The organism is Chitinophaga sp. sic0106, from assembly GCF_019219075.1.
GTDB lineage: Bacteria > Bacteroidota > Bacteroidia > Chitinophagales > Chitinophagaceae > Chitinophaga.
Genome location: NZ_JAHUWJ010000004.1, coordinates 57,749 through 79,510, shown reverse-complemented (window position 1 = coordinate 79,510; position 21,762 = coordinate 57,749). Strand labels below are relative to the sequence as shown.

Below are 21,762 nucleotides of genomic sequence, written 5' to 3'. Positions count from 1 at the left end.
TTTAGGGATGCGAAGGTAAAGAATAAACGCTTATTTCCTAACGTGCACCAGGAGGACAATGTAATTTAATGAAGTCGGTGAACAGGGTGGACAGGTGTTCGCTGGTACCCTCGCCTTCTGAAATGCTGTGGGTGCGGTTAGGATACGCCATAAACTGGAACTGTTTATTGTAGCGGATAAACGCATTGAGCATCATTTCTGAGTTCTGGTAATGCACGTTATCATCGCCTGTACCCTGGATCAGCAGCAGTTTACCTTCCATTTGTGCCGCATAGGTTACGGGAGAACCTTTTTTGTAAGCCTCCATATCTTCCTGCGGTAAGCCGGTATACCTCTCCTGGTAAATATTATCGTAGGTGAGCAGATTGGTCACCGGTGCTACTGCCACGCCTGCCGTGAATAAGCCTGGATACTGGCACAGCATGTTCAGCGTCATGGTACCACCGCCACTCCAGCCCCAGATCAGGGACCTGGTGGAATCTATAAACGGATATTTCTCAAATAATGCACGGGCGGTAAGTGCCTGATCACGGGTATCGATGACACCTATTTTCCCGTAAAGGCTTTTGCGCCATTCACGGCCTTTTGGCAATGGCGTACCCCTGTTGTCGAAACACACGTAGATGTAGCCATCGGCAGCCATACTACCTTTATACAATGGATCTTCACCGGTGTAGTAGTTGTCCAGCGTCATGGCCATAGCAGGCCCGCCGTAAACACTGAAAACAACCGGGTATTTTTTAGCCGGATCAAAGTTATCGGGCTTCACCATATATCCATCCATTGGTACTCCGTCTGCGGTGGTAATGCGGAGATATTCCATATTTTTCCCTCTGCCGGAGAAACGTTGCAGTGCATTGGCCATTGCCGGCTTCAATACCGGCGTATCGCCCAGCTGAAGGAATTCGGCCGCAGGCCTTACCAGCTTATAACTGCTGAAGGAATGGGCAGCCCAAAGGCTGTAGGGTGATAGTTCGTATTTGTTGGTACCGTCCAGTTGGTGCGGTGTGAGGCGGGTCGTATCGCCTCCGTTCAGCGGGATACTGTAGAGGTATTGCTGCACCGGGTTGTAGGGCGAAGCATGAAAATAAATTTTGCCCGTGCCCTGATCTGCGCGCAGCAGTTTCATCACATCGTAATTGCCGGAGGTGAGCAGCGTGGCTTTACCATCGGCGAGTGCAATGCGGTACAGGTGGCGCCATCCGTCCTGCTCGCTGAGCCAGAGGAACGATTTGCCATCGGGCAGGAAGTCCCAGCCCTTGATACCGTTATCGTCCCACATGCTTTTTACATCGATCCAGGCTTTATCTGTTTCGGTATAGATGGTGCGGGTGCTACCGTTATCAGCACGGCAGATCATGATTTTGCTCTGATTCTGGCGGCGGTTGAGTTGCTGAATGATCAGTTCATTTGTACCGGGAATCCATTCCATGCGTGGGATGTAGTGCTGTCGATTATCACCAGGCACGTTCATCCAGGTGGTGCGGGCAGTCTGGATATTCACTACGCCCACTTTCACGGCAGATGGGTCCTGACCTGCTACCGGATATTCTACCGGGATGGTGAAGGAGTAGATAGAATCGGTGTTATTGATCATGAGGAAGTCGCGGGTTTTGGTAGCATCCAGCTGCCAGTAGGCGATGGATTTACTATCGGGGCTCCAGCGGAATCCATCGCGGCAATCCAGTTCTTCTTCATATACCCAGTCGAAGGTACCGTTGATAAAACGGCGGCTGCCGTTGGTGGTCATCGGTTTGATGATGCCGGTGGCAAGGTCTTCGAGGTATAGGTTGGAGTGACTAACGTAGGCGGCAAACTTACCATCGGGTGAAATTTTGGCAAACATCAGCGAGGCGGCAGGCAGTGTTTTGCCCAGCTGGCGGAGCTTTTGCGTGCGCAGATCCAGCAGCCAGTAGTCACCTTTCGTTTCGTAACGCCATACGCGTTGCGTATTGGTGTAGATCAGTACCTGTTGTTCATTTTCCGAAAAGCGGAATGTTTTGATTTCCAGCGGTTGGCCGGCACCAGCGGGTTTGAGCAGGTTCATGGGTACTTTCACGGTAGGGGTGGTACCATCGCATGGAACGTAGGCAATGCCTTCTTCGCGAATGTCGTAATAGGCTTTACCATCCGTGCTCCAGTTAAACTGCGGACCAGGCTGGGCTTTCCCGATACCGGCTACTCCTGGCAGCAGCAGTATCAACAGGGCTATTTTCTTCATTGTCAATTAGAATAAGTTGCAATGGTAACTAAAAAATAATAACAATTTGAACAAAAGGGGGAACGTTCTGTTAAAAGAAGCGGAAACCAGGTAAGGTAAAAATATTTTAAACTATTTTTTATTATGTGGATAAAAAAACATGTGTAATTCAAAAATATTCATAGGTTTTTATCTATTTTTATGCAAGAAATAACAATTACATAATGAGTATCAGCGGGTTGCACCCATTGGTGGCAGCCTGACTGACGAGATCGAACAAAATTATTATCCTGTTAGAAAAACCATAATAAGTTATGATTCAAGTTACACTGTCTTACAAAAACCGCGAATTTGTACAACTGGAAGATTCATTTCTGGCGCAGATTGCCGAGAACACCAAAAAGCTACTGTATGCTTTGCTGGAAGATATTTACGATCTGCTGATCCAGGAAAAGGGTCATTTCCGCATTAACCTCGACAACCATCCCAAAATTGAAGTAGAAGGATTCAGCAGCGGATTGCAGGATCAGATTGAACGCACCCTGCGTGGTGAGTATGACTACGACTATTGATCTGTAAAACATTTCCGCTGTTATATGCACTGCGTATAACTATTCTATAACTTGCAGCTAAATCTTAGAACAGCGGATGCATCTTACTTTTATTCACGTCCTGGAACTACTGGGAACATTTGCTTTTGCCATATCCGGCGCTACTGCCGCTATCAACAAATCATATGATGTAATTGGTTTGCTCACCCTGGCATTTGTGACGGCCATAGGCGGAGGAACCATCCGGGACCTGCTGATCGGTGCTACGCCCGTAGCATGGATGCAGGACGAATTAAGCAACAGTGCCATTATCATTGCTGCCATCATTGCTTCCTTATTTTTCTCCTATGTAAAAAAATTGCATCATTGGCTCACGGTATTTGACGCCATCGGGTTGGCGATGTTTACCGTAACCGGTATCAATAAGGGTATTGCGGCAGGACTCCCCATGCCGATATGCGTAGCCCTGGGTGCTATCACCGGTACCTTTGGCGGCTTACTTCGCGATGTCATTTCAGGTGAGCAACCCATTTTGTTTACCCGTGAAATTTATGCTGCCGCATCCATTGTGGGCGGAACAATTTATGTGGCCGGCACTTATTACAATGCCGATGCAGATTTTCTACAGAGTGTAGCCGTTGCCGTTATAGTCGCCATACGCTTGGTGAGCCTGCGTTATAACTGGCAGCTACCACGCTTGCGCGGGTAATCCAGGCACCAAAATTCATTCTTCTCTACATAATATAAAATTCCTATATTGCTGTTATGAGGGAAATATTTGATAATTATTTTGCTTTTGCCACCACGGTGTTCATGGGTTTATTCGCCATCGTGAATCCCATTTCTTCCATACCGGTATTCCTGGAACTTACGTCCAATATGGACAAGCCGCAGCGAAGAAATATTGCGACCAAATCAGTGCTGATTGCGTTTTGTATTATCGCAGTATTTAGTGTGGCGGGCAAATTGATTTTTCATGTATTTGGAATCACCCTCGCCGCCTTGCGCGTAACGGGCGGTATACTGGTATTTGTGATCGGATACGAAATGGTGCGCGGCAAGGACGAAGAAAAAAGCAATCCCAAACTGGGCGATCAGCCCGTTAAAGCAGACCACGGTATCAGTGCTGCCATTACCCCGCTGGCGATGCCGCTTTTGGCTGGCCCCGGCACCATTACCACTGCCATGAGTTACTCCGCTGCCAAAGATGTTTATCACCTTGCTATCGTTATGGGCGTATACGGATTGATTTGCTATATCACTTTTCTGCTGTTTCTTGCAGGCGATAAAATAGTGAATGTAATTGGTACCAACGTAATGATGGTAATCACAAAAATGATGGGTCTGATTTTGGCTGTGATCGGCGTACAGATGCTCGCATTGGGAGTTATGGAGCTTTTTAAACTTTAATTTTTTTTCTTTCCACATAGAGAACAATTTTATTTTAGCTGGTGTTATTAAAGTATAAATAGGCTTATAGCAAAGAAAACATCGGCCCCTACCCGATCTATCTGTGATCTTCCACAATCCTTTAACTTATATAAAGACATTAAACCGTCATTGCAAAATGGCGCGAGGATATTTTTTCGATTAACAACAGGTAAAATCCGTTATTGATTACTAGGTGGATGTTATCGTTCCCTTTTTTCAATAGGAACTAAAAAAAATCAATATAGACGGAACAGTTAGCAGAAAAGCCGTCCCGATTCTTCGGGACGGCCGGTTTTTATAGCTGTTCTAGTTGATTATTTCTCCTTCTCTGATATCGTCCGTTGCATTTTCTACTACCTGATCACCAGGATGCAACAACCCGAAAATTTCTGTGGAATCATTGTGGTGATTGCCTTCCTGGATATCTATCCATTTTGTTTTTTTGTCTTTTACCAATACCACATATTTTTTTTCGGTAGATGTTACCACAGCTGTTGCAGGTACTACCATGGCCCCTGAAGAACCGCTCACGGGAATATTCACCTCGGTATACATGCCCGGTTTTAAACGACCATTCACATTCAGCACATCAATTTCTACTGCTTCTGATCTGTATTTATTATTCAGCGTACCTGCCTGCCTGGAAATTTTTCCCTGAAATTGCTGACCAGGAATCGCATTCACCTTAAAGGTTACCAATGCCCCTTCCTGCAACTGCGCACTTAAAATTTCCGGCACCTGTAATACCAACCTGAGCTTATCTTCCTGCTCCAACATCAGCATCGGTTTGTCTTCTGATTTAGTTGCAGATCCTACCAATGCACCGGGATGTATATTACGCTCTGTAATTACGCCATCAAAAGGCGCGGTAACAGTGAGGTAATCTTTCATCGCCGCAGCACCTGCCAGGTTAGAACGTTCGGTATTCATCAATGCGCTGTCGGCAATCATTTTTGCTTTAGATAATTCCAGGTCATGCGGTGCGATAGTACCCGGTGTGGCACTCGTAGCCAGCATACGTTCGTAATTATCCCTGCTGCCGGCAAACAAGGCTGCCGCCTGGTGGTAGCGCGACTGTGCAGCGAAATATTGCTGCATCACTTCCGGTGCTTCCAGTTGCAATAACAGTTGGCCCTTTTTTACGCGACTCCCTCTGTCGACCGCTACTGTTTTAATGAAGCCGTTGATGCGGGGATAAATACTCACTTTTTCAAAAGCCTCCAGCGCGCCCGGCAGTTGTATGGAAGATGCCAGTGGCTGTTTCACCACGGTGGCTAGTTCATATGCTTTAGCCTTATGTCGGTTGGATTTCACCTGTGGTGCAGTACTATGGCAAGCACCTAAGAGTAATGCTGATCCGGAAATAACCAGGGTGCTGAATAATTTATATGGTTGCATGAATATTATTTTTAGTTGAATGAGAAACTTTTTTTTCTGACGGCATCAGGGAAGGTGACTTAAAGCCGGCCTTCCGTTGCGCCCAGGCGTAGATCAGTGGCAATATCAGCAGGGCCGCAATAGTAGAAGCTATCAGACCACCGATTACGGCACGGCCCAATGGTGCTGTTTGATCACCTGCTTCACCGAGGCCTGAAGCCATGGGAATCATACCAGCAATCATTGCCAGGCTTGTCATCAATATCGGGCGCAAACGAATGCCCGCACTTACCACCGCTGCCTTCCCGGCGTCGCGGTATTCAAGCCGCAGCTTTTCAGCGTTGGTAACAATCAGAATCGCATTGGCCACTGATACACCGGTGGACATAATCATGCCCATGTAAGATTGCAGATTGAGCGTGGCGCCGGTCAGCAACAAGGCTATCAATGATCCTGCTATCACCGCAGGCACAGTGGTGAGCACCACCAGCGAAACACGCATGGACTGATAGTTGGCCGCCAGCAGGAGAAATATCACCAGTACGGCGATTAATAGTCCGGACTGCAAACTATCCAGGGTTTCTACCAGCAGGCTGCTTGCTCCTTTTACTTCCGTTTTCAGGCCTTTGGGCACCTCTCCTGCGTCGTGTATCGCTTTCTGCACTGCTTCCGTGGCAGTAGCAAGGTCCATCTTGTGAATATTCGCACTAACGGTAACGAACCTACGCGGCCCTGATCTGTCCAGCTGCCCTGGCATCTCCCCCATACTAAAAGTAGCTACATCAGATAGCACTGGCCGTGCCTGGCCTTTGACCAACGGAATCTCTTTCAGATCAGATAAAGAGGTCATGTTATATTCCGGCACCTGCACCTGAACCTGGTAGGTATACGCCACCTTTTCATCGAGCCATTGGTTCTTTTCCGTAAATCTGCTGGAACTCGTGGAAGCGGTAATAGACCTAGCGACCTGGCTGATGTCCAGCCCCATTTGTGCGAGCTTAAAGCGATCAATATTGATATTGATCACCGGAAAATGCAGGGGCTGTGCAATTTGTACATCCCGAAGGAATGGTACCTGTTGCAGGTTGCCAACTATCTTTTTTGCATAGTCTTCGATTTGTTTTATATCTTTTCCAGCCACTCTTACCTCTATGGGATTATTGGCTCCCTGACTCATGATTTTTTCTGTGAGGTCAATGGGCTCAAAGGAAATGCGCGACTTGGGAAACAGGCTATCTACCTGACTGCGCAACGTTTCTTTCAGTTCATCCATATCCACCTTATACTCCTCCTCCAGGTTTACCTGTAATACTGCTTCGTGAGTGCCGCTGTTAAAGATATAGAGGTTGCTGGTGCCGTAGCTGCTGGGAATCAGCCCTACATACGCTGAGCTGATAGCCACATGCCCATGGGTGGTGGAGTCGATCAGGTTGAGCAGCTGATGTACCCTGGCTTCCGTTCTTTCCAGGCGGGTACCATCCGGCTCGCGGAGTCGCACCTGAAACTGGTTGCCGTTTACATGCGGCATCAGGTCCTTACCAATGTACCAATAACAGCCGCCAGCAATTGCCAGTGCGAGCACGAGGTAAACACCCGTGATCAGGCCGGCGCGGGACTTCCATCTCTCCAGTAAATTCATAAAACCAACTTTTAAGCGTTCAAAGCCTTTCAGCTCACCCGCATGCGTGGTTTCGTAAGCTACCTGTTCCTGTATTTCTTCCACTTCTGCTGCGTCCAGTGCCAGGCTATGATGTGTGTGTTGATATTTCTCCGCTTTCAGCCACCAGTTGGCAATTACCGGCACTAATGTTTGCGCGGCAAAATAGGAAGCGATCATGGCAAAGCCGATGCTCAGTGCCAGCGGCAGGAACATGGCTTTAGGTACCCCCGTCATAATAAAGGAAGGGGCAAAAACCGCCAGGATACAGAGTAAGATAAGCAGCAGCGGATAAGAAATTTCTTCGCAGGCATCGTATATCGCCTGTTTTTTGGACTTACCTAATTCGAGATGCTGGTGAATATTTTCAATGGTAACAGTGGCCTGATCCACGAGGATGCCAATGGCCAGGGCCAGCCCGCTCAGTGTCATGATATTAATGGTTTGTCCGCTCAGCTGCAGGAATAATACAGCCGCCATTATTGCCACGGGGATGGTGACAACCACCACCAGGCAGCTACGCAGGTCCTTGAGGAATAGCAGCACCATGAGTCCGGTCAGCAGCGCACCTAAGATCCCTTCCGTCATCAGGCTCTTCACGGCATTGATCACAAATACTGACTGATCAAATTCATAGCTGAGCTTTACATCGTCGGGCAGCAGCGACTGCATTTCGGGAATGCGTTGTTTCAATGTTTTCACCACGTCCCAGGTGCTGGCATCCGCCGTTTTAACAACAGGGATATACACCGAGCGCTTTCCGTTTACCAGGGCATAATCCACGGTAACGTCCGACCCATCAGCCACCCGGGCCACATCTTTGATGAATATGTTACTGTTCCCATTGCTGGCAATCGGAATATCGCCGAAGTCGGCCACCTCTTTTTCCAGGCTGTTAAGGGTGGTTACATACATCGTGTTGTTGATGCGAATATTACCCGAAGGCGTCATCACATTATTTTTCGCGATGGCCTCTACCACCTGATCCGCAGAGAGGTTGAAGCTCCTGAGTTTTTGCGGATCTACGCTGACCACTACGGATCGTGAGTTTGCTCCAAACGGCGGCGGAGCCGACAATCCCGGCACTGTTGAAAACATGGGTCTGATACGGGTTCCGGCCAGGTCTGCCATTTCTTTGAGTGTGCGCGTGGGACTACTAAGCACCAGCTGCCCTACCGGCAAGGAGGAGGCATCGAAGCGCACCACCTGTGGCGGCAGCGCGCCAGGAGGGAAAAATTTCATTGCGCGATTTACCTGCAAAGCTACTTGTGCAGAGGCTTCCGCCATATCTGTACTTTCGTAGAAAGTAAGTTTAAGCATGGTGAGTCCCTGAATATTTCTGCTGGTAATATTTTTCACCCCATTCACGTAGAGGAACTGGTCCTGCAGGCGGGTAGAGAAAAAGCCTTCCATTTGTTTGGCGGACATACCGCCGTACGGCTCAATCACGTAAATAGTGGGCAGGTTGAGTTTAGGAAAGATATCAATCGGTATTTTGAACACCGACAGCAACGAAAACAACAGCACCCCTGTAGTGATGATCACTACAGCGACTGGTTTTTTTAATGCGGAAGTCACTAATGACATAATTATCTCAGTTTAGGATTAGTGTAATGCCGGTAACAGGTCCTGTAAAGTATTTCCGGCGTATGCAGCTCTGAACAAGGCTTTCCAGGCGGCATCGCGGGCCTGGATCATATCGGTTTCCGCTCTGTTCAGTAAAAAGAGGGCGTTGGTGACCTCAATAATGTTGGTGAGACCGGCCTTATACAGCGCTGTTTTTTGTATAGCGGCTGCCTGTGCAGCTTGCAGTTGCGAAGGAATTTCGGCCAGGCGCTGTTGAGCGATGGCGATATCTGACTGTGCTTCATCGAGTGACTGCTGTAGTTTCACCGCCATGGTTTCCTGTTCTTTTGCTGCCGCATCGGCGGTAAAGTGTTGTACGGCTGCTTTTTCGCGGGTCCGCTTCAGGTCCGTAAAATTGTAGGTGATACCCAGGCCGAGCAGGTAGTTGTATCTTTTATATCCCAATCCGCTCCATAGGTTTTTATTATAGTAATCGTTGAACTCCCCACTGGAGCCGCGCATCCAGCCTGCTGCCATTACATTTACTTTTGGCAGGTTGGCTTTGCGGATTACGGTTTCCAATGCTTTCTGCTGCTCATATTGCGACTGATAAAATTGCAGCAGCGGGTGCTGTGTGGTGACTGCCTCCTGCGGGGCAAAGCGTGCCAGGAGACCTGCCAGCTTTAACTCATTCAATGTATCTGCTGTTATATTCGTGGTATCAATACCAGTAAATGCTGCCAATTCAATTCGCAGGCGGTTGTATTGACCCTTTACTTCCAGGAGGTTTAACCTTGCTTTGGATAGCTCGGCGGCGGCCACGGCACTGTCAACCCCCGGTTTGAGACCATACTTCACCGTGGCGTTTACCGCGCGCTGGATGGCTTCTGTGCGTTGAATATTATCGGCGGTAACTTTTTGCAATGCTGTTAATCGCAATAGTTCCAGGTAGTCCTGAATGATAGCAATGGTCAGCTGGTTTTGGGTATTGGAGAGATCTGATTTGCGCGTGTTTAAAGCTGCGTGGGCAACCATGGTGCGACTTCCGAAGGCGCCGAAGTTATAGACTTCCCATTGCATCTGGGCCATGGCGATATTGCCACTCATTAACTGGTTAGTATTTTTTTCGCGGATGCCACCGGAGGTCGATGGTATCATACCCATGGTAAAATAGGAACCATAGATACTATTATCCGTACCTACGTCTACCTGTTCATGTACCCGCAGGGCTGGATACCAGTCATGTTTAACATCTGTCAGGTTGGCTTCCCCTGATTTGATCTGTGCCTGTTTAGCCTGTATGGCAGGATAATTTTGTAACGTGCGGGATATAGCCATGTGCAGCGAAAAGCTGTCCGCAGGCTGTTGCGCGAAGCCACTACTGGCGGTAAGCAGGCAAAGGCATACCGCGCAGCAATGCTTCACGATGTTATGTATGTGCATAAAATCGTAGAATTACTGAAATGTAAATTGAAATAGAAATAATATGGATCAGGCTACAGGCGGACCTCTCCAGCTACGAAGCGGGGTAAAAACTTCATGGTAGCAAGGGCGCAAAAAGCCAGTGGTATGAACTACATAAATGAAGCGGTTCTTCAGTGTAGTGATGTTAACATTACAGGGATGATCACTATAATCGTTAATACCAACGGGCCTGCGCTTATGTCGGGTAAGTGAAGATTTAAATTTTTCGCTCTTAAGTTTGGGCGCTACGAAGGGATGCTGTGAAAGCAGGCTGGCTGTAAGTGCGGGTATTTTTCCTCCGGGCACAACGAGGGCGCCTTCTTTGCCGGATGGCAATAGAAATAAAGCAAGGACAAATAATATAGCTAACCTAACAACAACTTTCACAACCCAACGGAATTATGAACCGTTAAATTATAAAAATTTATGTAACACTTAAAACCGTTTATAATATTTAATCTGATTTTAATTATTTAGTAGAGATAGACGAGGCAAAGTGCGCGCAACTTTTTTCCTACGCGGGCCAGTTTATCATCCGCAGTGGAGATACAGGTGAATGCCTGGTATTCGTCCAGCACGGGCCCCAGGGCTACGATGCGGAGTTCATATTCTTCCAGCTGCCTGTTTACAAAATCAATAGAGGCCTGCGCAAAATCATCGGCGGAAACGATTTCTTCATACTCATCTTCAGCAGGAACTTCGAGGATGATACCTTCCAGCTGCAGTGGTTCCAGTTCGTTGAGTGCGTAAACGCCGGTGTCGGTAAGGTCCGACCATTCAAACTCGGCGAGGTTGCCACTGTTCTGTAAGGCTACGGCCAGCTCTTCCCAAACGGCGTGTGGATCTGGTTTTACGAAGGGAGGTAGTTCATCTGTTAATGCAACAGCGGTATCTTCATCAAAAATATCGAGGTACAACTGCGCCAGGGTTTGCCTGGCATTACCGCTTTGCTGGAGCTTTTCAGCAGCTTTGATGTCCTGCACAAGCGTATCCCAGCGTGACTGGAGTTCTTCCTGGTCTTCTTCCGACATTTCATCCGGAATCATTTTTGCGTTGTCAGCATTTACATCTTCCAAAGCATATTTATGTACATGCAGTGTATCGGCTGTAAAGTACAGCTGGTAAGTGGCAAAGTTGGCGAAGTTGGTACCGATCACCACCTTGTCCGGAAAGATTTCGTGGGTTACATTTTCACGGGCATCCAGGATGGAGTGGCCATTAATTTTACCATACGTGGAGGTGATGTGTGCGAAATCCGCAGCTGATATATTAAGTGTCATATGTATTCGTATAAACGCCCAAATTTAGTTAAATTAGGGGGAAGCTGAACTGGAATAAATTTAAACGCTCAGATATGGAAAAACGTAAATTAGGAAATTCAGGACTGGAAGTAGCGCCGTTGGCATTTGGTGGAAATGTTTTCGGCTGGTCGGCCAACGAAAAAACATCGTTTGACCTGTTGGATGAATTTGCCGCGCAGGGTTTTAATCTGGTGGATACCGCGGATGTTTATTCCCGCTGGGTGCCGGGCAACAAGGGTGGTGAATCGGAGTCCATCATTGGCCAGTGGATGAAAGCCCGTGGCAACCGCAGCAAAATAATTGTTGCTACCAAAGTAGGTGCTGATATGGGAGAAGGCATCAATGTGTCAAAATCGTATATCCGTAAGCGTGTGGAAGACTCGCTGCAGCGACTACAAACCGATTACATTGATCTCTACCAAACACATTACGATAATGAGGATACCCCGGTGGAAGAAACACTTGAGGCCTATCATGAACTGATAAAGGCAGGAAAAATACGCGCCATTGGTGCTTCCAATATGAGCGCTTCGCGGTTACTGGCAAGTCTGCGCGCAAGTGATCAGCATGGACTCCCCCGCTACCAAACATTCCAGCCGGAATACAATTTATATGACCGTGAAAAATATGAACAACAATACGCTGACATCTGCCTGAAAGCAAATATTGGCGTGATCAACTATTATTCCCTGGCCAGTGGATTTTTGAGCGGAAAATATCGCTCGGAAGCGGACATCAATAAAAGCAGTGCGCGCGGACAGAAAGCCTTGAGCTACCTCAGTGCCCGCGGCATTAAGATTCTGGAGGCGCTGGATAATTGCGCGAAAAAATATAACGTAACGCCATCTGCAATTTCACTGGCCTGGCTCCTCACCCGCCCTGCTATTGCAGCCCCAATTGCCAGTGCTACCAGTATTGCGCAGCTGCAGGAGCTGATTAAAGGGGTGCAGCTGACGCTGAACCAACAAGATCTGGATGTACTGAATAAAGCGAGTGCCTATTAAAATAATGTAGAGACGGGCTGCGCCCGTCTCCTCGAATTTGGGAGACGGGCGCAGCCCGTCTCTACAAAATGGATTATTGTTGAACAAATACTTTCACTGCCTGGTGCACCCCGGTTGTCTGCAAATCCAGGAAATACAGGCCAGCAGGCAGGTCCGGCACATCCAACGTTAATAATTGTTTGCCTTTACGCAATTGCTGCCGATAAACTTTCACTGGCTGGCGTTGCAGGTTATATAGCACTAATAATCCTGCCTCTTCTTTTTTCGTTTCAACATTCACACGCATGGTTTTACCTACCGGATTTGGCGCTACCGTCAGCATGTTTGCTGTGGTGGTTACTTGTTTACCAGCGCTGGCTGCAAGAGATGATACCGGTGGTATCCAGCTACGCCCATCCAGTTGCCAGGCCGTATCAATGTTGATGCCGAGGAAGTCGAGGCAGCTGACTGCCATATCCACCTGTCGTGGAGTATTGTTAAATACGCCGTAAGTAAAAGTGGTATCGGGCGGAGCAGTTTGCCAGCTGGCCGTTCCGGTGATAGCGGCGTTGTTGCCTGCACTCAGGCCATCCAGCAAGGTACTGCCGCTACCTTCATGAGCTGGCCAGTAACCAGTGAGACTGGTATAATCCGGATGGGCAGAAGTAATGGCTGTATTTTTCCAGGTGTTGATCACTGTTGCCGACAGCACCTTATTCCATATTCTTACATCGGAGATGTTGCCCTGAAACGCATAGCCATAGGTTAAAGTACCATCCTGACCAATGGCGAAAGGTAAGCCGGAGGCAATCCCTTTTTTCACTGCCGACAAGGAAGTGCTACCGGTTTGTACCCCGTCAAGATAGGTGATCAGATTACCGCTGCGACTTACGGTAAATGCCAGGTGGTGCCAGGTGTTGGTGATGAGGTTACCTCCGTTCACATCTGCGCGGTTGGAACCGTCACCGATGTTAACTTTCCAGCCGCCGGAAGTGAGTGCCAGCACATAGCCTTTGTTGGTGCCGCTGGCCCAGTTTTTATCCGCAAGGATAGCCGGATCACCGGACCAGTTGGCCACTTTCACTTTACATTCCATGGTAAAATCACCGGTATCGAAGCTGTAGTTCAACGCATTTACCGGTTTCGCGTAGGCGGCAGCGAAATTCAGCGCTGCTGGTTGTGCTACAGGTCCTTGCCATACAGGCGTTCCCGTTATAGTACCGTTACCACTGCTTTTCGTATTTGTCCAGCTGCTGCCGCTACCTTCGTTGCCTTTAAAATACGTGAGCAGGTTACTCCAGGAGGGGTGGCTGCTGGTCACCGGTTGCGACATCCAGGTGATCAGCTCTGATTCTGCCAGCGCCTTGTTCCAGATGCGCACTTCTGCTATGTTACCATTAGGATGGTAGCCATAGTTCAGCGTTCCATCCTGCCCAATGGCTAATGGGAGGTTGCTGGTGATATCACCGATGGTGGTCATGCTTTTGCTGCTTACCAGTGTACCATCTTCATACATACTGATGTTGCCATTACGTTTTCCCACAATGGCCAGGTGGTGCCAGCGGCCATCAGCAATGATGTTGCCGTTGAGGTCTACGCGGTGACTCCCATCACCAACGTTTACCTTCCAGGAGTTGCCACTTACGGCGGACAAAATAAACCCTTTGTTAAGGCCATTGGCCCAGTTTTTATTGGCGAGGATGGCCGGATCACCGGAGAAGCCTGCGGTGAGTTTCACGCGGCATTCGATGGTGAAATCGGTGGAAGTGCCGAAGCTATGCGGTGCGGCGGCGGCTTGTACATAGGCCCCATTATCAAAGGAAAGGTATTGGCCACCCATGTTAAAGCTCACCACTTGTTTGGATATCTGTGCGGGGGTGAAGTTACTGTTGGAAAATATGGAGAAGATATTTCTTTCGTCGAAGGAGCTGCCGCCGTGGCCGGCCAGGTTACCACCATGATCGGTGGTTACAGCTACCAGCCAATCTTCATTGGCGTAGTTGGGGCGGCTTTTCAGGGCGGTCAGTATATTTTTGATATAGGTATCAGTGGTTTGTATTGCACTGAGGTATTGGGAGACGCCAGGGCCGAATCCGTAGGAGTGTCCCGCATGGTCTACATCGTCGAAGTCCACAAAAAGCACGTCAGGGTTGTTGTTTGTGAGTTCAGCTACGGCATTGTTTTTAACATCCAGGTCGGTGGTTACGTTTACCTCCGCGTCGATGTTGTTGACTACAAAAGTGTTGATAGGTGTCCAATGGACAACTGACACCACGCGGCGTGCAGGCGTTACGTTTTGTACCCGTTCCAGGAATGATTTATATACGGTGTAACTGGAGCCGGCAAAGGAGTTATCGACTACGCCGGTTTTATTTCTCCATACACCGGTAAGCATGGCACTCCAGCCAACACCACTCCAGGTAGGCGTTTCCGTTAGTGCATCAAAGCTGTATACCGATGTTCCGATGAGGGAGTCCAGCGTGGGTGCGTTGGCGGCTATTACTGCGTCGTGCCGGCAGCCGTCGATGCCCAGTAAGAGGACTTTTTTGGTTTGAGAAAAGGAATGGAGTGCGCATAGGAGGCCCGCACTCAGGAGGTAGATTTTTTTCATTGTTCGTAGGGTTTTATGGATTGTTCCCTACTAATATATAAACAAAAGTTTAGATAAACTATACCTGTTTTATGGGATTTTTGTGGGTAGGGATGACACCTTCGGTGTCATTCCTGGGGTGCCGCGTCGCGCGCGGTACCAACATTTTCATTTGCAAGGGGTGGCAGCAAAGCAGCATATGGATCACAACCTGAACGGTAAGCCTCGCACTACAATCTGAAAAGCTGGTGCCACCTTGCGCAAGAAACACCAGCTTTTCATTTGCAGAGATTACAACCTGAATTTCAGGCCAGCATTAAAGCCCATGCCGCCAATGTTGATATAAGACTTTAAGTCATTGGAAGGGGCGTTATCATCCTTGTAGAAGGTTTTAGTGCCTTGCTTATTGACTTCAGTATTTGAATTTCTGTCGAGGGTGGTAACGTAGTCTGTATTTTTCTCCGCCACGCTGAGGTCACCGAGGCCACGTTGACTGAGCACCTGCAATTCAGCACCGGTGCTGCCGTTGATGGCGGTATTGGTTTCACTGTATTCAGTGACTTCCTTGCTTTTGCTTTTTACTGGTACGTTACGGTATTCTGCTTCCACGAACACATCAAAACGGGAAGATACATTGAAGCTCACACCCAGTGCGCCCTGCATACCAAAGGTAACGTTAGGCTTGATTTCCTCTTCGCGGTGGATGACGGTTTTCACCAGGGTGCCCGGAGGCAGCGGCAGGCCGGCCGGTGGGTTGGAAGTTTGCAGTGCGTCCGTTTCTATGTACAGGCGACCCCAGAGTGGCACCACTACACCAAATCGCACATATGGATTCACTTTTTCCAGGCCGGGACTGAACACAAAGCTGGGCGCAAAATCAATTGCATTTACGTGACCGTGTGAGGTTATGTTTCCCAACACCTGTCCGGACCCTGCTACGGTGGTGAGTGTACGGGTCATCAGGTTCTTGGAGCTATGATAATAATTAAAGGTTCCTTCAATGGCGATGTACTTGTTGATGTTATACCCGAAGCTGAGTCCACCTCTTACACCTTGCCCGTAGGAGCCTGTCAGCACCTTGCGGCTCACGGTATCAAACGGATTAGCGTTGGCGGGATTATATTCCGTATGCAAATCCTGTGGCGGGTATGGACCTACGTTAGGAAACTGCCCGGGCGTAATGCTGAAGAAATAGCCACCGGCAACTTTAAGGTAAAACTTAGAATGCGGAGGACGGGAAGATTTGTCCTGCGCATATAGGGTACTAGTAGCAGCCAGCATGAGGGCCATTGCTGATAACAGGATGGGTCGCATCATAAACATGGTTTTGGTGATTTGTTTATGACTGCATTCCGTTTGCAGTCTATTGAAAGTTACTCAATAGTTAGCACATAACAAGCGACCTATCCTGATAATTTGGCGAATCAAAACGCCTCAGCCAGAGACAGATAGAAACCACTCTGGCGATTTTCGCCGGGGCGCTTCTCCCCTACGGCATAGTCTATACGAATGGTGAGTTTTGAACTTTCATCATAGAACCAACGGATGCCACCGCCATAGCTGGGCTTAAATCCATCGAAATGAAAATCTTTGTTTTTATATACCGTGCCGGTACCCGCAAAAGCGGCCAGTGCAAATTTAGGATGGAGGTCTACAAACCATATTTTGATACGCATCTTCGGATCGATCAGGTAGCGGTATTCGGTTTGCAGGGCGAGGTAATTCTGATCCCGGTATCTGCCCGTATAGTAGCCGCGCATGATCATATCGTTCCCCATTTCAGAGAGCTGATAGAATGGAATCTGACCGCCCTGGATGGTATTGAAATAACCATTGAAGCCGATGGTGCTCTTTTTCCCGAAAGAAAAAAACTGCGTACCCTGGGCTTCGATGCGGGTCAGCTCTTCGGAGCTGAGGAATTTAGGTGCGAAGGAAACATTGAGTTTGAGCCAGGTTCCTTTGCGGGTATAGTTCTGATTATCGCGGTTGTCGAATATGCCGGTAAGCCCGAGGAAAGTAACATGACCGCCTGTTTTGCCGATCAAAGGCATCGTTTCGTAGATCCCTTTATGATCTTCGCTGCTGTAGGTATCATTTTGGTATAACGCCGTAGCCCCTACGTAAAAATTACCGCTTAAGCGGCGCTCCGCTTCTACCTGGAACTTGTAACGGGTGTTATTTAACAGGGACTTGTCCGATGCATGGGTAGTATCTCCCAAACCATAAAAATACATAGGGAAATCATGGTACCGGAAGTTGCTTTTAAAATGCCACAGATTGGCCCTTGTCCAGATATTTGTCTTGAGATCTATTTTGTACTGATTTTCCGTGGTGATACTGGGAATCAGGTTGATGGTGGAATTACGCGTTTGCGGGTGCGGATTTTTATTATCCGTATAAAACGAATACAGCATAGCCGCTCCTATTTCCAGTCCTTTTTCCTGGGAGTATCCCAGGACGGGAAGCGGAAAGAAACTTCGTTTACGCAATACCGTATCCTGGGTGCCGAATAACGGGCGCTCCCGTTTGCCAACAGAGTCCTGTTGGGCTTTTACACTGATAACCGTTCCTGTCAATATAGCCGCAGCAAAAATTCTTCTGAACATAGTTTGCAAATGTAACGGGAATTCGAAACATGCAGCACATTGAACAGCAGGTTTTTAGGAAGATGCCGGTGCGTGCGTTTTCTTAAATGAAATAATAGCCAGGATGATACTGGGCACCAGCAACAGGCTACCGGTCAGAAATGGCGCACCGGGGAAATATACCGGGGCCGATGCTTTGGTAAAGTAAGTAAAGATGCTCGTCATCATCAGCGGTCCAAAGATCATGGTGAGACTCACAAGTGAAGTCATGGCGCCTTGCAGCTCCCCCTGCTCGGTGGGCGGCACCTGGTTGCTCATGATACCCTGTAAAGCAGGTCCGCAGATTCCGCCGAGGCAATACGGCACCAGGTATACGAACATCTGCCAGCCTTTACCGGCGAAGGCAAACAAGGCCATGCCGATGGCATACAGGGCCAGCCCGATGATCACGGAGCGCTTGGCACCCAGCTTTGGCATAATGATGCGGATCAGGCCTCCCTGCACCAGTGCAACCATTAATCCTACGAACATGAGTGAGTAACCTACCCACTGCTCTGTCCATTTGAATTTTTCCATGGTAAAAAATGCCCAGGTGGACTGCACGGCAAAGTTGGCTATGTATATGAGTAGCAGGGAGAAGATGAGGCCGGAGATCACGGGATACTTCCGCAACTGGTTCAGTGCGCCGAAGGGGTTAGCCCTCGACAACTCAAATGGACGCCTGTTTTCAGGTGCTAACGATTCCGGCAGTACGAAAAGGCCGTACAGGAAGTTGAGCAGGGTGAGACCGGCTGCCGCCAGGAATGGCACCCTTGGTCCCCAATGGCTAAGCGCACCGCCAAGCCCGGGTCCTATGATAAAGCCGAGGCCAAAGGCCACACCGATCATACCGAAATTTTGCGCACGCTTTTCCGGCGTACTGATATCCGCAATATAGGCTGCGCCGGTGCTCATGCTGGCGCCCGTGGCGCCTGCAATGATCCTTCCTACGAACAACAAAGCGATGTTAGGCGCCCAGGCGAGAAAGATATAATCAAGACAAAATGCGGCCAGACAGGAGAGCAATACAGGCCGGCGGCCATAAGCATCACTGAGACTACCAATCACCGGCGCCATAAAAAACTGCGTGATGGCATAGGCAAAAGTGAGCCAGCCCGACCACCAGGATGCGCCGCTAAGGCCTTCACCAGTAAGGGTTTCGATTAATTTCGGCATCACCGGAATGATAATCCCAAATCCTATAACGTCGATCAGCAGGGTAACGAAGATAAAGCCCAGTGCCGCACTTTTCTTAACAGCCATGTTGCAGGTTTAATTTTTTGCAAAATACAAACGTAATTGGATATCAACGTATCAGGCCGGAAAATTTACCTGCGGGGCCGCCAATTGGGAATTCCGTTTTGTTTGATCACGCATTATGATTATTTTTATCTCAATTTTACGTAGGACACGCCCCAAACCGGTCCTTCATCTGCCAAAATTAATCTCTTGCTATGCTACCGGCCAATCCTTTGAGAAGATGCCTACTGGTGCCCCTGTACTTATTATTACTCACGCCTGCCGCCCGTGCGCAGTCACCCGCTACCGATAGCCTTGAACAAGCCCTGCATCAACATACCGAGCAGGATAAGGCCAGAATCGATTTGCTGAACACCACTTCCAGGAGTTATTTTACCCGGAACCCGGTGATGGCGGAGAAATATGCGGTGGAAGCATTGGAAATCAGTCAGCGCCTCAATTACACCAAAGGAAAAATCTGGGCACAACGCAACCTCGCCCTGGTAGAAAATACCAGGGGGCACCTGGATAAGCAGATGCAGCTTACCCTCAGCGCTTTGAAGCTGGCCGAGGCCGTGAACGATGAACATACCCTCAGCATTTTGTATAACGACATGGGTAACATCTTCACGGAACAAAATAGTCCGAGGGATGCATTGATTTATCTCCATAAATCTCTGGTAATCAAAAACAAATTAAAAGAAGCCCCTGAAATCAGTAAAACGCTCAACAATATTGGATCTGCCTACCTGGCTTTACACACACTCGACTCCGCCCTGCACTATCTGCACCAGGCCGAAGCCATCAAACTTTCCCTGAACGATCAGCGCGGACTGGCCTATACTTACGAAAATTTGGGTCTGGTGGCTATGCTGCAACGGCGACTCCCGGATGCGTTGCGTTATCACGAGCTGTCATCCACCTGCTACCATGATGCGGATAATCAGCTGGGGATCGTGAAGTCGAGCCTGAACCTGGCCGAAGTGCAGACCTTCATGGGCAATTTTTCTGAAGCTGAAAAAAACCTGGCGCATGCCTTTGACGTAAACAGTACCCTGAAGAACGTTAAAAATGATATGATCTATTACAAGATCAGGTACGAATTGGATAGCGCCCGAAAGGACTACCAGGCAGCATTCCAGCACTTCAAAGCGTTTACCGACCGCAATATGGGCTTTTTCAACCTGGAGAAGAGCCGGCAGATATCACGATCGCAGGAAAAATATGAAGCCGAAAAAAAGCAGCAGGAAAACGAATTGTTGAAAAAAGAGCAACAGATACACCTGGCCACCATACAGCAACAGCGGATACTGGTATTGTCGGCGGCCCTGCTGTTTGTTATACTGCTGATCATTACGTTTATCCTTTACCGTATGTACAAGCGGCAGCAGGTGCTTACCCACGCGCTGAACAGCAAGAACCAGGAGGTATCCCTGCAAAATCACATCATACTGGAACAAAATACCACGCTGGAAAGTCTGAACCAGGTGAAGGACAAAATATTTTCTGTTATCAGTCACGATTTACGCTCTCCCCTGGCTATACTGGAAGGTTTGTTGTTTTTATTGAAAGATGAAAAGATTGAGCCGGAACAGTTTCGCTATTATACCGATGAGCTGTGGAGAGATGTAAAAAACACGGCCTATATGATGGACAATATGCTGCAATGGGCCAGCAACCAGATGAAAGGTATTGGCGTAAGGGCAGATGATTTTGATTTTACGTTGTTGCTAAACCAGGAATTTGAGTTGCTGCAAACGCTGGCGCGACAAAAAGATGTGGCTTTGCACCATGAAATAAACGGGGCGGTGCTGGTATATGGCGATCCGGAGATGATCCGGATGGTAGTCCGCAACCTGATCAACAACGCTATTAAGTTTACCCCCGGAGGCGGGCGCATTACAGTGAGTGCCCGTATTGATAAAACTTCGGTAGAAGTGATGGTGCGCGATAATGGTACCGGCATTCCTATCGAAAACCAGCACCGGATTTTTTCCAACATCTACTACTCTACTAACGGCACCCGCAATGAAAAAGGTTGTGGGCTTGGGTTACACTTATCCAAGGATTTTGTGGAACGCAACAATGGGCGTATCTGGTTCCATAGCACGCCAGGCAGCGGCAGCAGCTTTTCTTTTACCGTGCCGCTTTCAGAAGAAACGGATGCTAACGTGAGAGGCTACACGTTGGTGGTTCAGAATGGTGGTACCAATGGCATGAGCGTGCTCAAATAGCTGCTACAGCTGAAAAGCGGTGGTGTGCTTAATTTCCGTCATCACGAAGGAACTGTGCACCTGTGCGATATTTTCGATGCTGGCCAGTTTTAGGGTGATGAACTGCTGGTAGCTTTTCATGTCGTCGACCACCACTTTCAGGAGGTAGTCATAATTTCCCGCCAGGTGAAAGCATTCCATTACTTCTTCCAGGTTCATAACGGCGTCCTCAAATTTACGAAGCAGCGGTAGGGAATGCAGCTGCAGCGATACATTACAGTAGGCCATTAATGTTTTCCCGATCTTCTCCGGGTCGAGCAGGGTGACGTAGTTACGGATGATTCCCAGTTTCTCAATTTTCTTTAAGCGTTCGTAGGTAGGTGTAATGCTGAGGCCTATACGGTGAGCGATTTCTTTGGTGTTGAGCTTTGCATCTGTTTGCAGGAGCTGTAATATCCGTTTGTCCGTATGATCGAGTGTATCCATGGCAGTATGATTTTTCTGCGGGCAGCGGTTACATCTCCCTAAAACAGTATGAAAAAACTACCCGGCAGCCAAATATAGGC

At 48.4% G+C, this 21,762-nt stretch carries 15 protein-coding genes and 1 pseudogene; 5 read left to right on the top strand and 11 right to left on the bottom strand.

Features of this window, described 5'->3' with window-relative positions; all coding sequences use genetic code 11:
- Window positions 1-37 precede the first annotated feature (37 nt).
- Window positions 38-2,221, bottom strand: a complete 2,184-nt coding sequence (locus tag KW844_RS07470) for a DPP IV N-terminal domain-containing protein (RefSeq protein WP_218376094.1) — start codon at window positions 2,219-2,221, stop codon at window positions 38-40.
- 293 nt (window positions 2,222-2,514) lie between these two features.
- On the opposite strand from KW844_RS07470, the gene KW844_RS07465 reads away from it, so the two are divergent.
- The 3 genes from KW844_RS07465 to KW844_RS07455 all read left to right on the top strand — a co-directional run bounded on the left by KW844_RS07465 (window position 2,515) and on the right by KW844_RS07455 (window position 4,161).
- Window positions 2,515-2,772: a hypothetical protein gene (locus KW844_RS07465; RefSeq protein WP_073080358.1), complete on the top strand. Its 258-nt coding sequence runs from the start codon at window positions 2,515-2,517 to the stop codon at window positions 2,770-2,772.
- Window positions 2,773-2,848: 76 nt separating this feature from the next.
- Window positions 2,849-3,460: a trimeric intracellular cation channel family protein gene (locus KW844_RS07460; protein WP_218376093.1), complete on the top strand. Its 612-nt coding sequence runs from the start codon at window positions 2,849-2,851 to the stop codon at window positions 3,458-3,460.
- Window positions 3,461-3,516: 56 nt separating this feature from the next.
- Entirely contained in the window at window positions 3,517-4,161 is a 645-nt protein-coding gene (locus tag KW844_RS07455) for a MarC family protein (protein WP_218376092.1), read from the top strand.
- A gap of 327 nt (window positions 4,162-4,488) precedes the next feature.
- Here KW844_RS07455 and KW844_RS07450 read toward each other — a convergent pair whose 3' ends face one another.
- The 4 genes from KW844_RS07450 to KW844_RS07435 all read right to left on the bottom strand — a co-directional run bounded on the left by KW844_RS07450 (window position 4,489) and on the right by KW844_RS07435 (window position 11,526).
- The gene (locus tag KW844_RS07450; RefSeq protein WP_218376091.1) at window positions 4,489-5,580 is read right to left on the bottom strand and encodes an efflux RND transporter periplasmic adaptor subunit; all 1,092 of its coding nucleotides are present in this window, start codon (window positions 5,578-5,580) and stop codon (window positions 4,489-4,491) included.
- Window positions 5,567-8,803, bottom strand: a complete 3,237-nt coding sequence (locus KW844_RS07445; RefSeq protein ID WP_218376090.1) for an efflux RND transporter permease subunit — start codon at window positions 8,801-8,803, stop codon at window positions 5,567-5,569. The genes KW844_RS07450 and KW844_RS07445 overlap by 14 nt, the downstream gene beginning before the upstream one ends.
- Window positions 8,804-8,821: 18 nt before the next feature.
- Window positions 8,822-10,225, bottom strand: a complete 1,404-nt coding sequence (locus tag KW844_RS07440) for a TolC family protein (protein WP_218376089.1) — start codon at window positions 10,223-10,225, stop codon at window positions 8,822-8,824.
- Window positions 10,226-10,719: 494 nt separating this feature from the next.
- Window positions 10,720-11,526: a hypothetical protein gene (locus tag KW844_RS07435; RefSeq protein WP_218376088.1), complete on the bottom strand. Its 807-nt coding sequence runs from the start codon at window positions 11,524-11,526 to the stop codon at window positions 10,720-10,722.
- 74 nt (window positions 11,527-11,600) lie between these two features.
- On the opposite strand from KW844_RS07435, the gene KW844_RS07430 reads away from it, so the two are divergent.
- Window positions 11,601-12,551 carry an aldo/keto reductase gene (locus tag KW844_RS07430; protein WP_218376087.1) on the top strand — a complete coding sequence of 317 codons (951 nt, stop codon included), beginning with the start codon at window positions 11,601-11,603 and terminating at the stop codon, window positions 12,549-12,551.
- A 73-nt stretch (window positions 12,552-12,624) separates the two neighbouring features.
- Here KW844_RS07430 and KW844_RS29375 read toward each other — a convergent pair whose 3' ends face one another.
- The 5 genes and pseudogenes from KW844_RS29375 to KW844_RS07410 form a co-directional block, all read right to left on the bottom strand.
- Window positions 12,625-12,837 (bottom strand): T9SS type A sorting domain-containing protein, encoded by a 213-nt coding sequence (locus KW844_RS29375; RefSeq protein ID WP_370626488.1) that lies wholly within the window; start codon window positions 12,835-12,837, stop codon window positions 12,625-12,627.
- Between the two features lie 105 nt (window positions 12,838-12,942).
- Window positions 12,943-15,141: pseudogene (locus KW844_RS07425) on the bottom strand (LamG-like jellyroll fold domain-containing protein); the annotation flags it as partial.
- Window positions 15,142-15,411: 270 nt separating this feature from the next.
- Window positions 15,412-16,437, bottom strand: coding sequence for an outer membrane beta-barrel protein (locus KW844_RS07420; protein WP_218376085.1), 1,026 nt, complete (start codon window positions 16,435-16,437; stop codon window positions 15,412-15,414).
- Between the two features lie 107 nt (window positions 16,438-16,544).
- Window positions 16,545-17,726, bottom strand: a complete 1,182-nt coding sequence (locus KW844_RS07415; RefSeq protein ID WP_218376084.1) for an outer membrane protein assembly factor — start codon at window positions 17,724-17,726, stop codon at window positions 16,545-16,547.
- 54 nt (window positions 17,727-17,780) lie between these two features.
- Window positions 17,781-19,007 (bottom strand): TCR/Tet family MFS transporter, encoded by a 1,227-nt coding sequence (locus KW844_RS07410; RefSeq protein ID WP_218376083.1) that lies wholly within the window; start codon window positions 19,005-19,007, stop codon window positions 17,781-17,783.
- A 191-nt stretch (window positions 19,008-19,198) separates the two neighbouring features.
- Between KW844_RS07410 and KW844_RS07405 the strand changes: the two genes are divergently transcribed.
- Window positions 19,199-21,217 carry a tetratricopeptide repeat-containing sensor histidine kinase gene (locus tag KW844_RS07405; RefSeq protein WP_218376082.1) on the top strand — a complete coding sequence of 673 codons (2,019 nt, stop codon included), beginning with the start codon at window positions 19,199-19,201 and terminating at the stop codon, window positions 21,215-21,217.
- Between the two features lie 3 nt (window positions 21,218-21,220).
- Here KW844_RS07405 and KW844_RS07400 read toward each other — a convergent pair whose 3' ends face one another.
- Window positions 21,221-21,682 (bottom strand): Lrp/AsnC family transcriptional regulator, encoded by a 462-nt coding sequence (locus KW844_RS07400; RefSeq protein WP_218376081.1) that lies wholly within the window; start codon window positions 21,680-21,682, stop codon window positions 21,221-21,223.
- Between the last annotated feature and the right edge of the window lie 80 nt (window positions 21,683-21,762).

Excerpts from the sequence above, each read along its gene's own strand:
- KW844_RS07445 (WP_218376090.1), bottom strand. The coding sequence starts at position 8,803 with ATGTCATTAGTGACTTCCGCATTAAAAAAACCAGTCGCTGTAGTGATC.
- KW844_RS07450 (WP_218376091.1), bottom strand. The coding sequence starts at position 5,580 with ATGCAACCATATAAATTATTCAGCACCCTGGTTATTTCCGGATCAGCA.
- KW844_RS07430 (WP_218376087.1), top strand. The coding sequence starts at position 11,601 with ATGGAAAAACGTAAATTAGGAAATTCAGGACTGGAAGTAGCGCCGTTG.
- KW844_RS07410 (WP_218376083.1), bottom strand. The coding sequence starts at position 19,007 with ATGGCTGTTAAGAAAAGTGCGGCACTGGGCTTTATCTTCGTTACCCTG.
- KW844_RS07435 (WP_218376088.1), bottom strand. The coding sequence starts at position 11,526 with ATGACACTTAATATATCAGCTGCGGATTTCGCACACATCACCTCCACG.
- KW844_RS07470 (WP_218376094.1), bottom strand. The coding sequence starts at position 2,221 with ATGAAGAAAATAGCCCTGTTGATACTGCTGCTGCCAGGAGTAGCCGGT.
- KW844_RS07405 (WP_218376082.1), top strand. The coding sequence starts at position 19,199 with ATGCTACCGGCCAATCCTTTGAGAAGATGCCTACTGGTGCCCCTGTAC.
- KW844_RS07465 (WP_073080358.1), top strand. The coding sequence starts at position 2,515 with ATGATTCAAGTTACACTGTCTTACAAAAACCGCGAATTTGTACAACTG.
- KW844_RS07460 (WP_218376093.1), top strand. The coding sequence starts at position 2,849 with ATGCATCTTACTTTTATTCACGTCCTGGAACTACTGGGAACATTTGCT.
- KW844_RS07420 (WP_218376085.1), bottom strand. The coding sequence starts at position 16,437 with ATGATGCGACCCATCCTGTTATCAGCAATGGCCCTCATGCTGGCTGCT.
- KW844_RS07440 (WP_218376089.1), bottom strand. The coding sequence starts at position 10,225 with ATGCACATACATAACATCGTGAAGCATTGCTGCGCGGTATGCCTTTGC.
- KW844_RS07415 (WP_218376084.1), bottom strand. The coding sequence starts at position 17,726 with ATGTTCAGAAGAATTTTTGCTGCGGCTATATTGACAGGAACGGTTATC.
- KW844_RS07455 (WP_218376092.1), top strand. The coding sequence starts at position 3,517 with ATGAGGGAAATATTTGATAATTATTTTGCTTTTGCCACCACGGTGTTC.
- KW844_RS07400 (WP_218376081.1), bottom strand. The coding sequence starts at position 21,682 with ATGGATACACTCGATCATACGGACAAACGGATATTACAGCTCCTGCAA.
- KW844_RS29375 (WP_370626488.1), bottom strand. The coding sequence starts at position 12,837 with ATGCGTGTGAATGTTGAAACGAAAAAAGAAGAGGCAGGATTATTAGTG.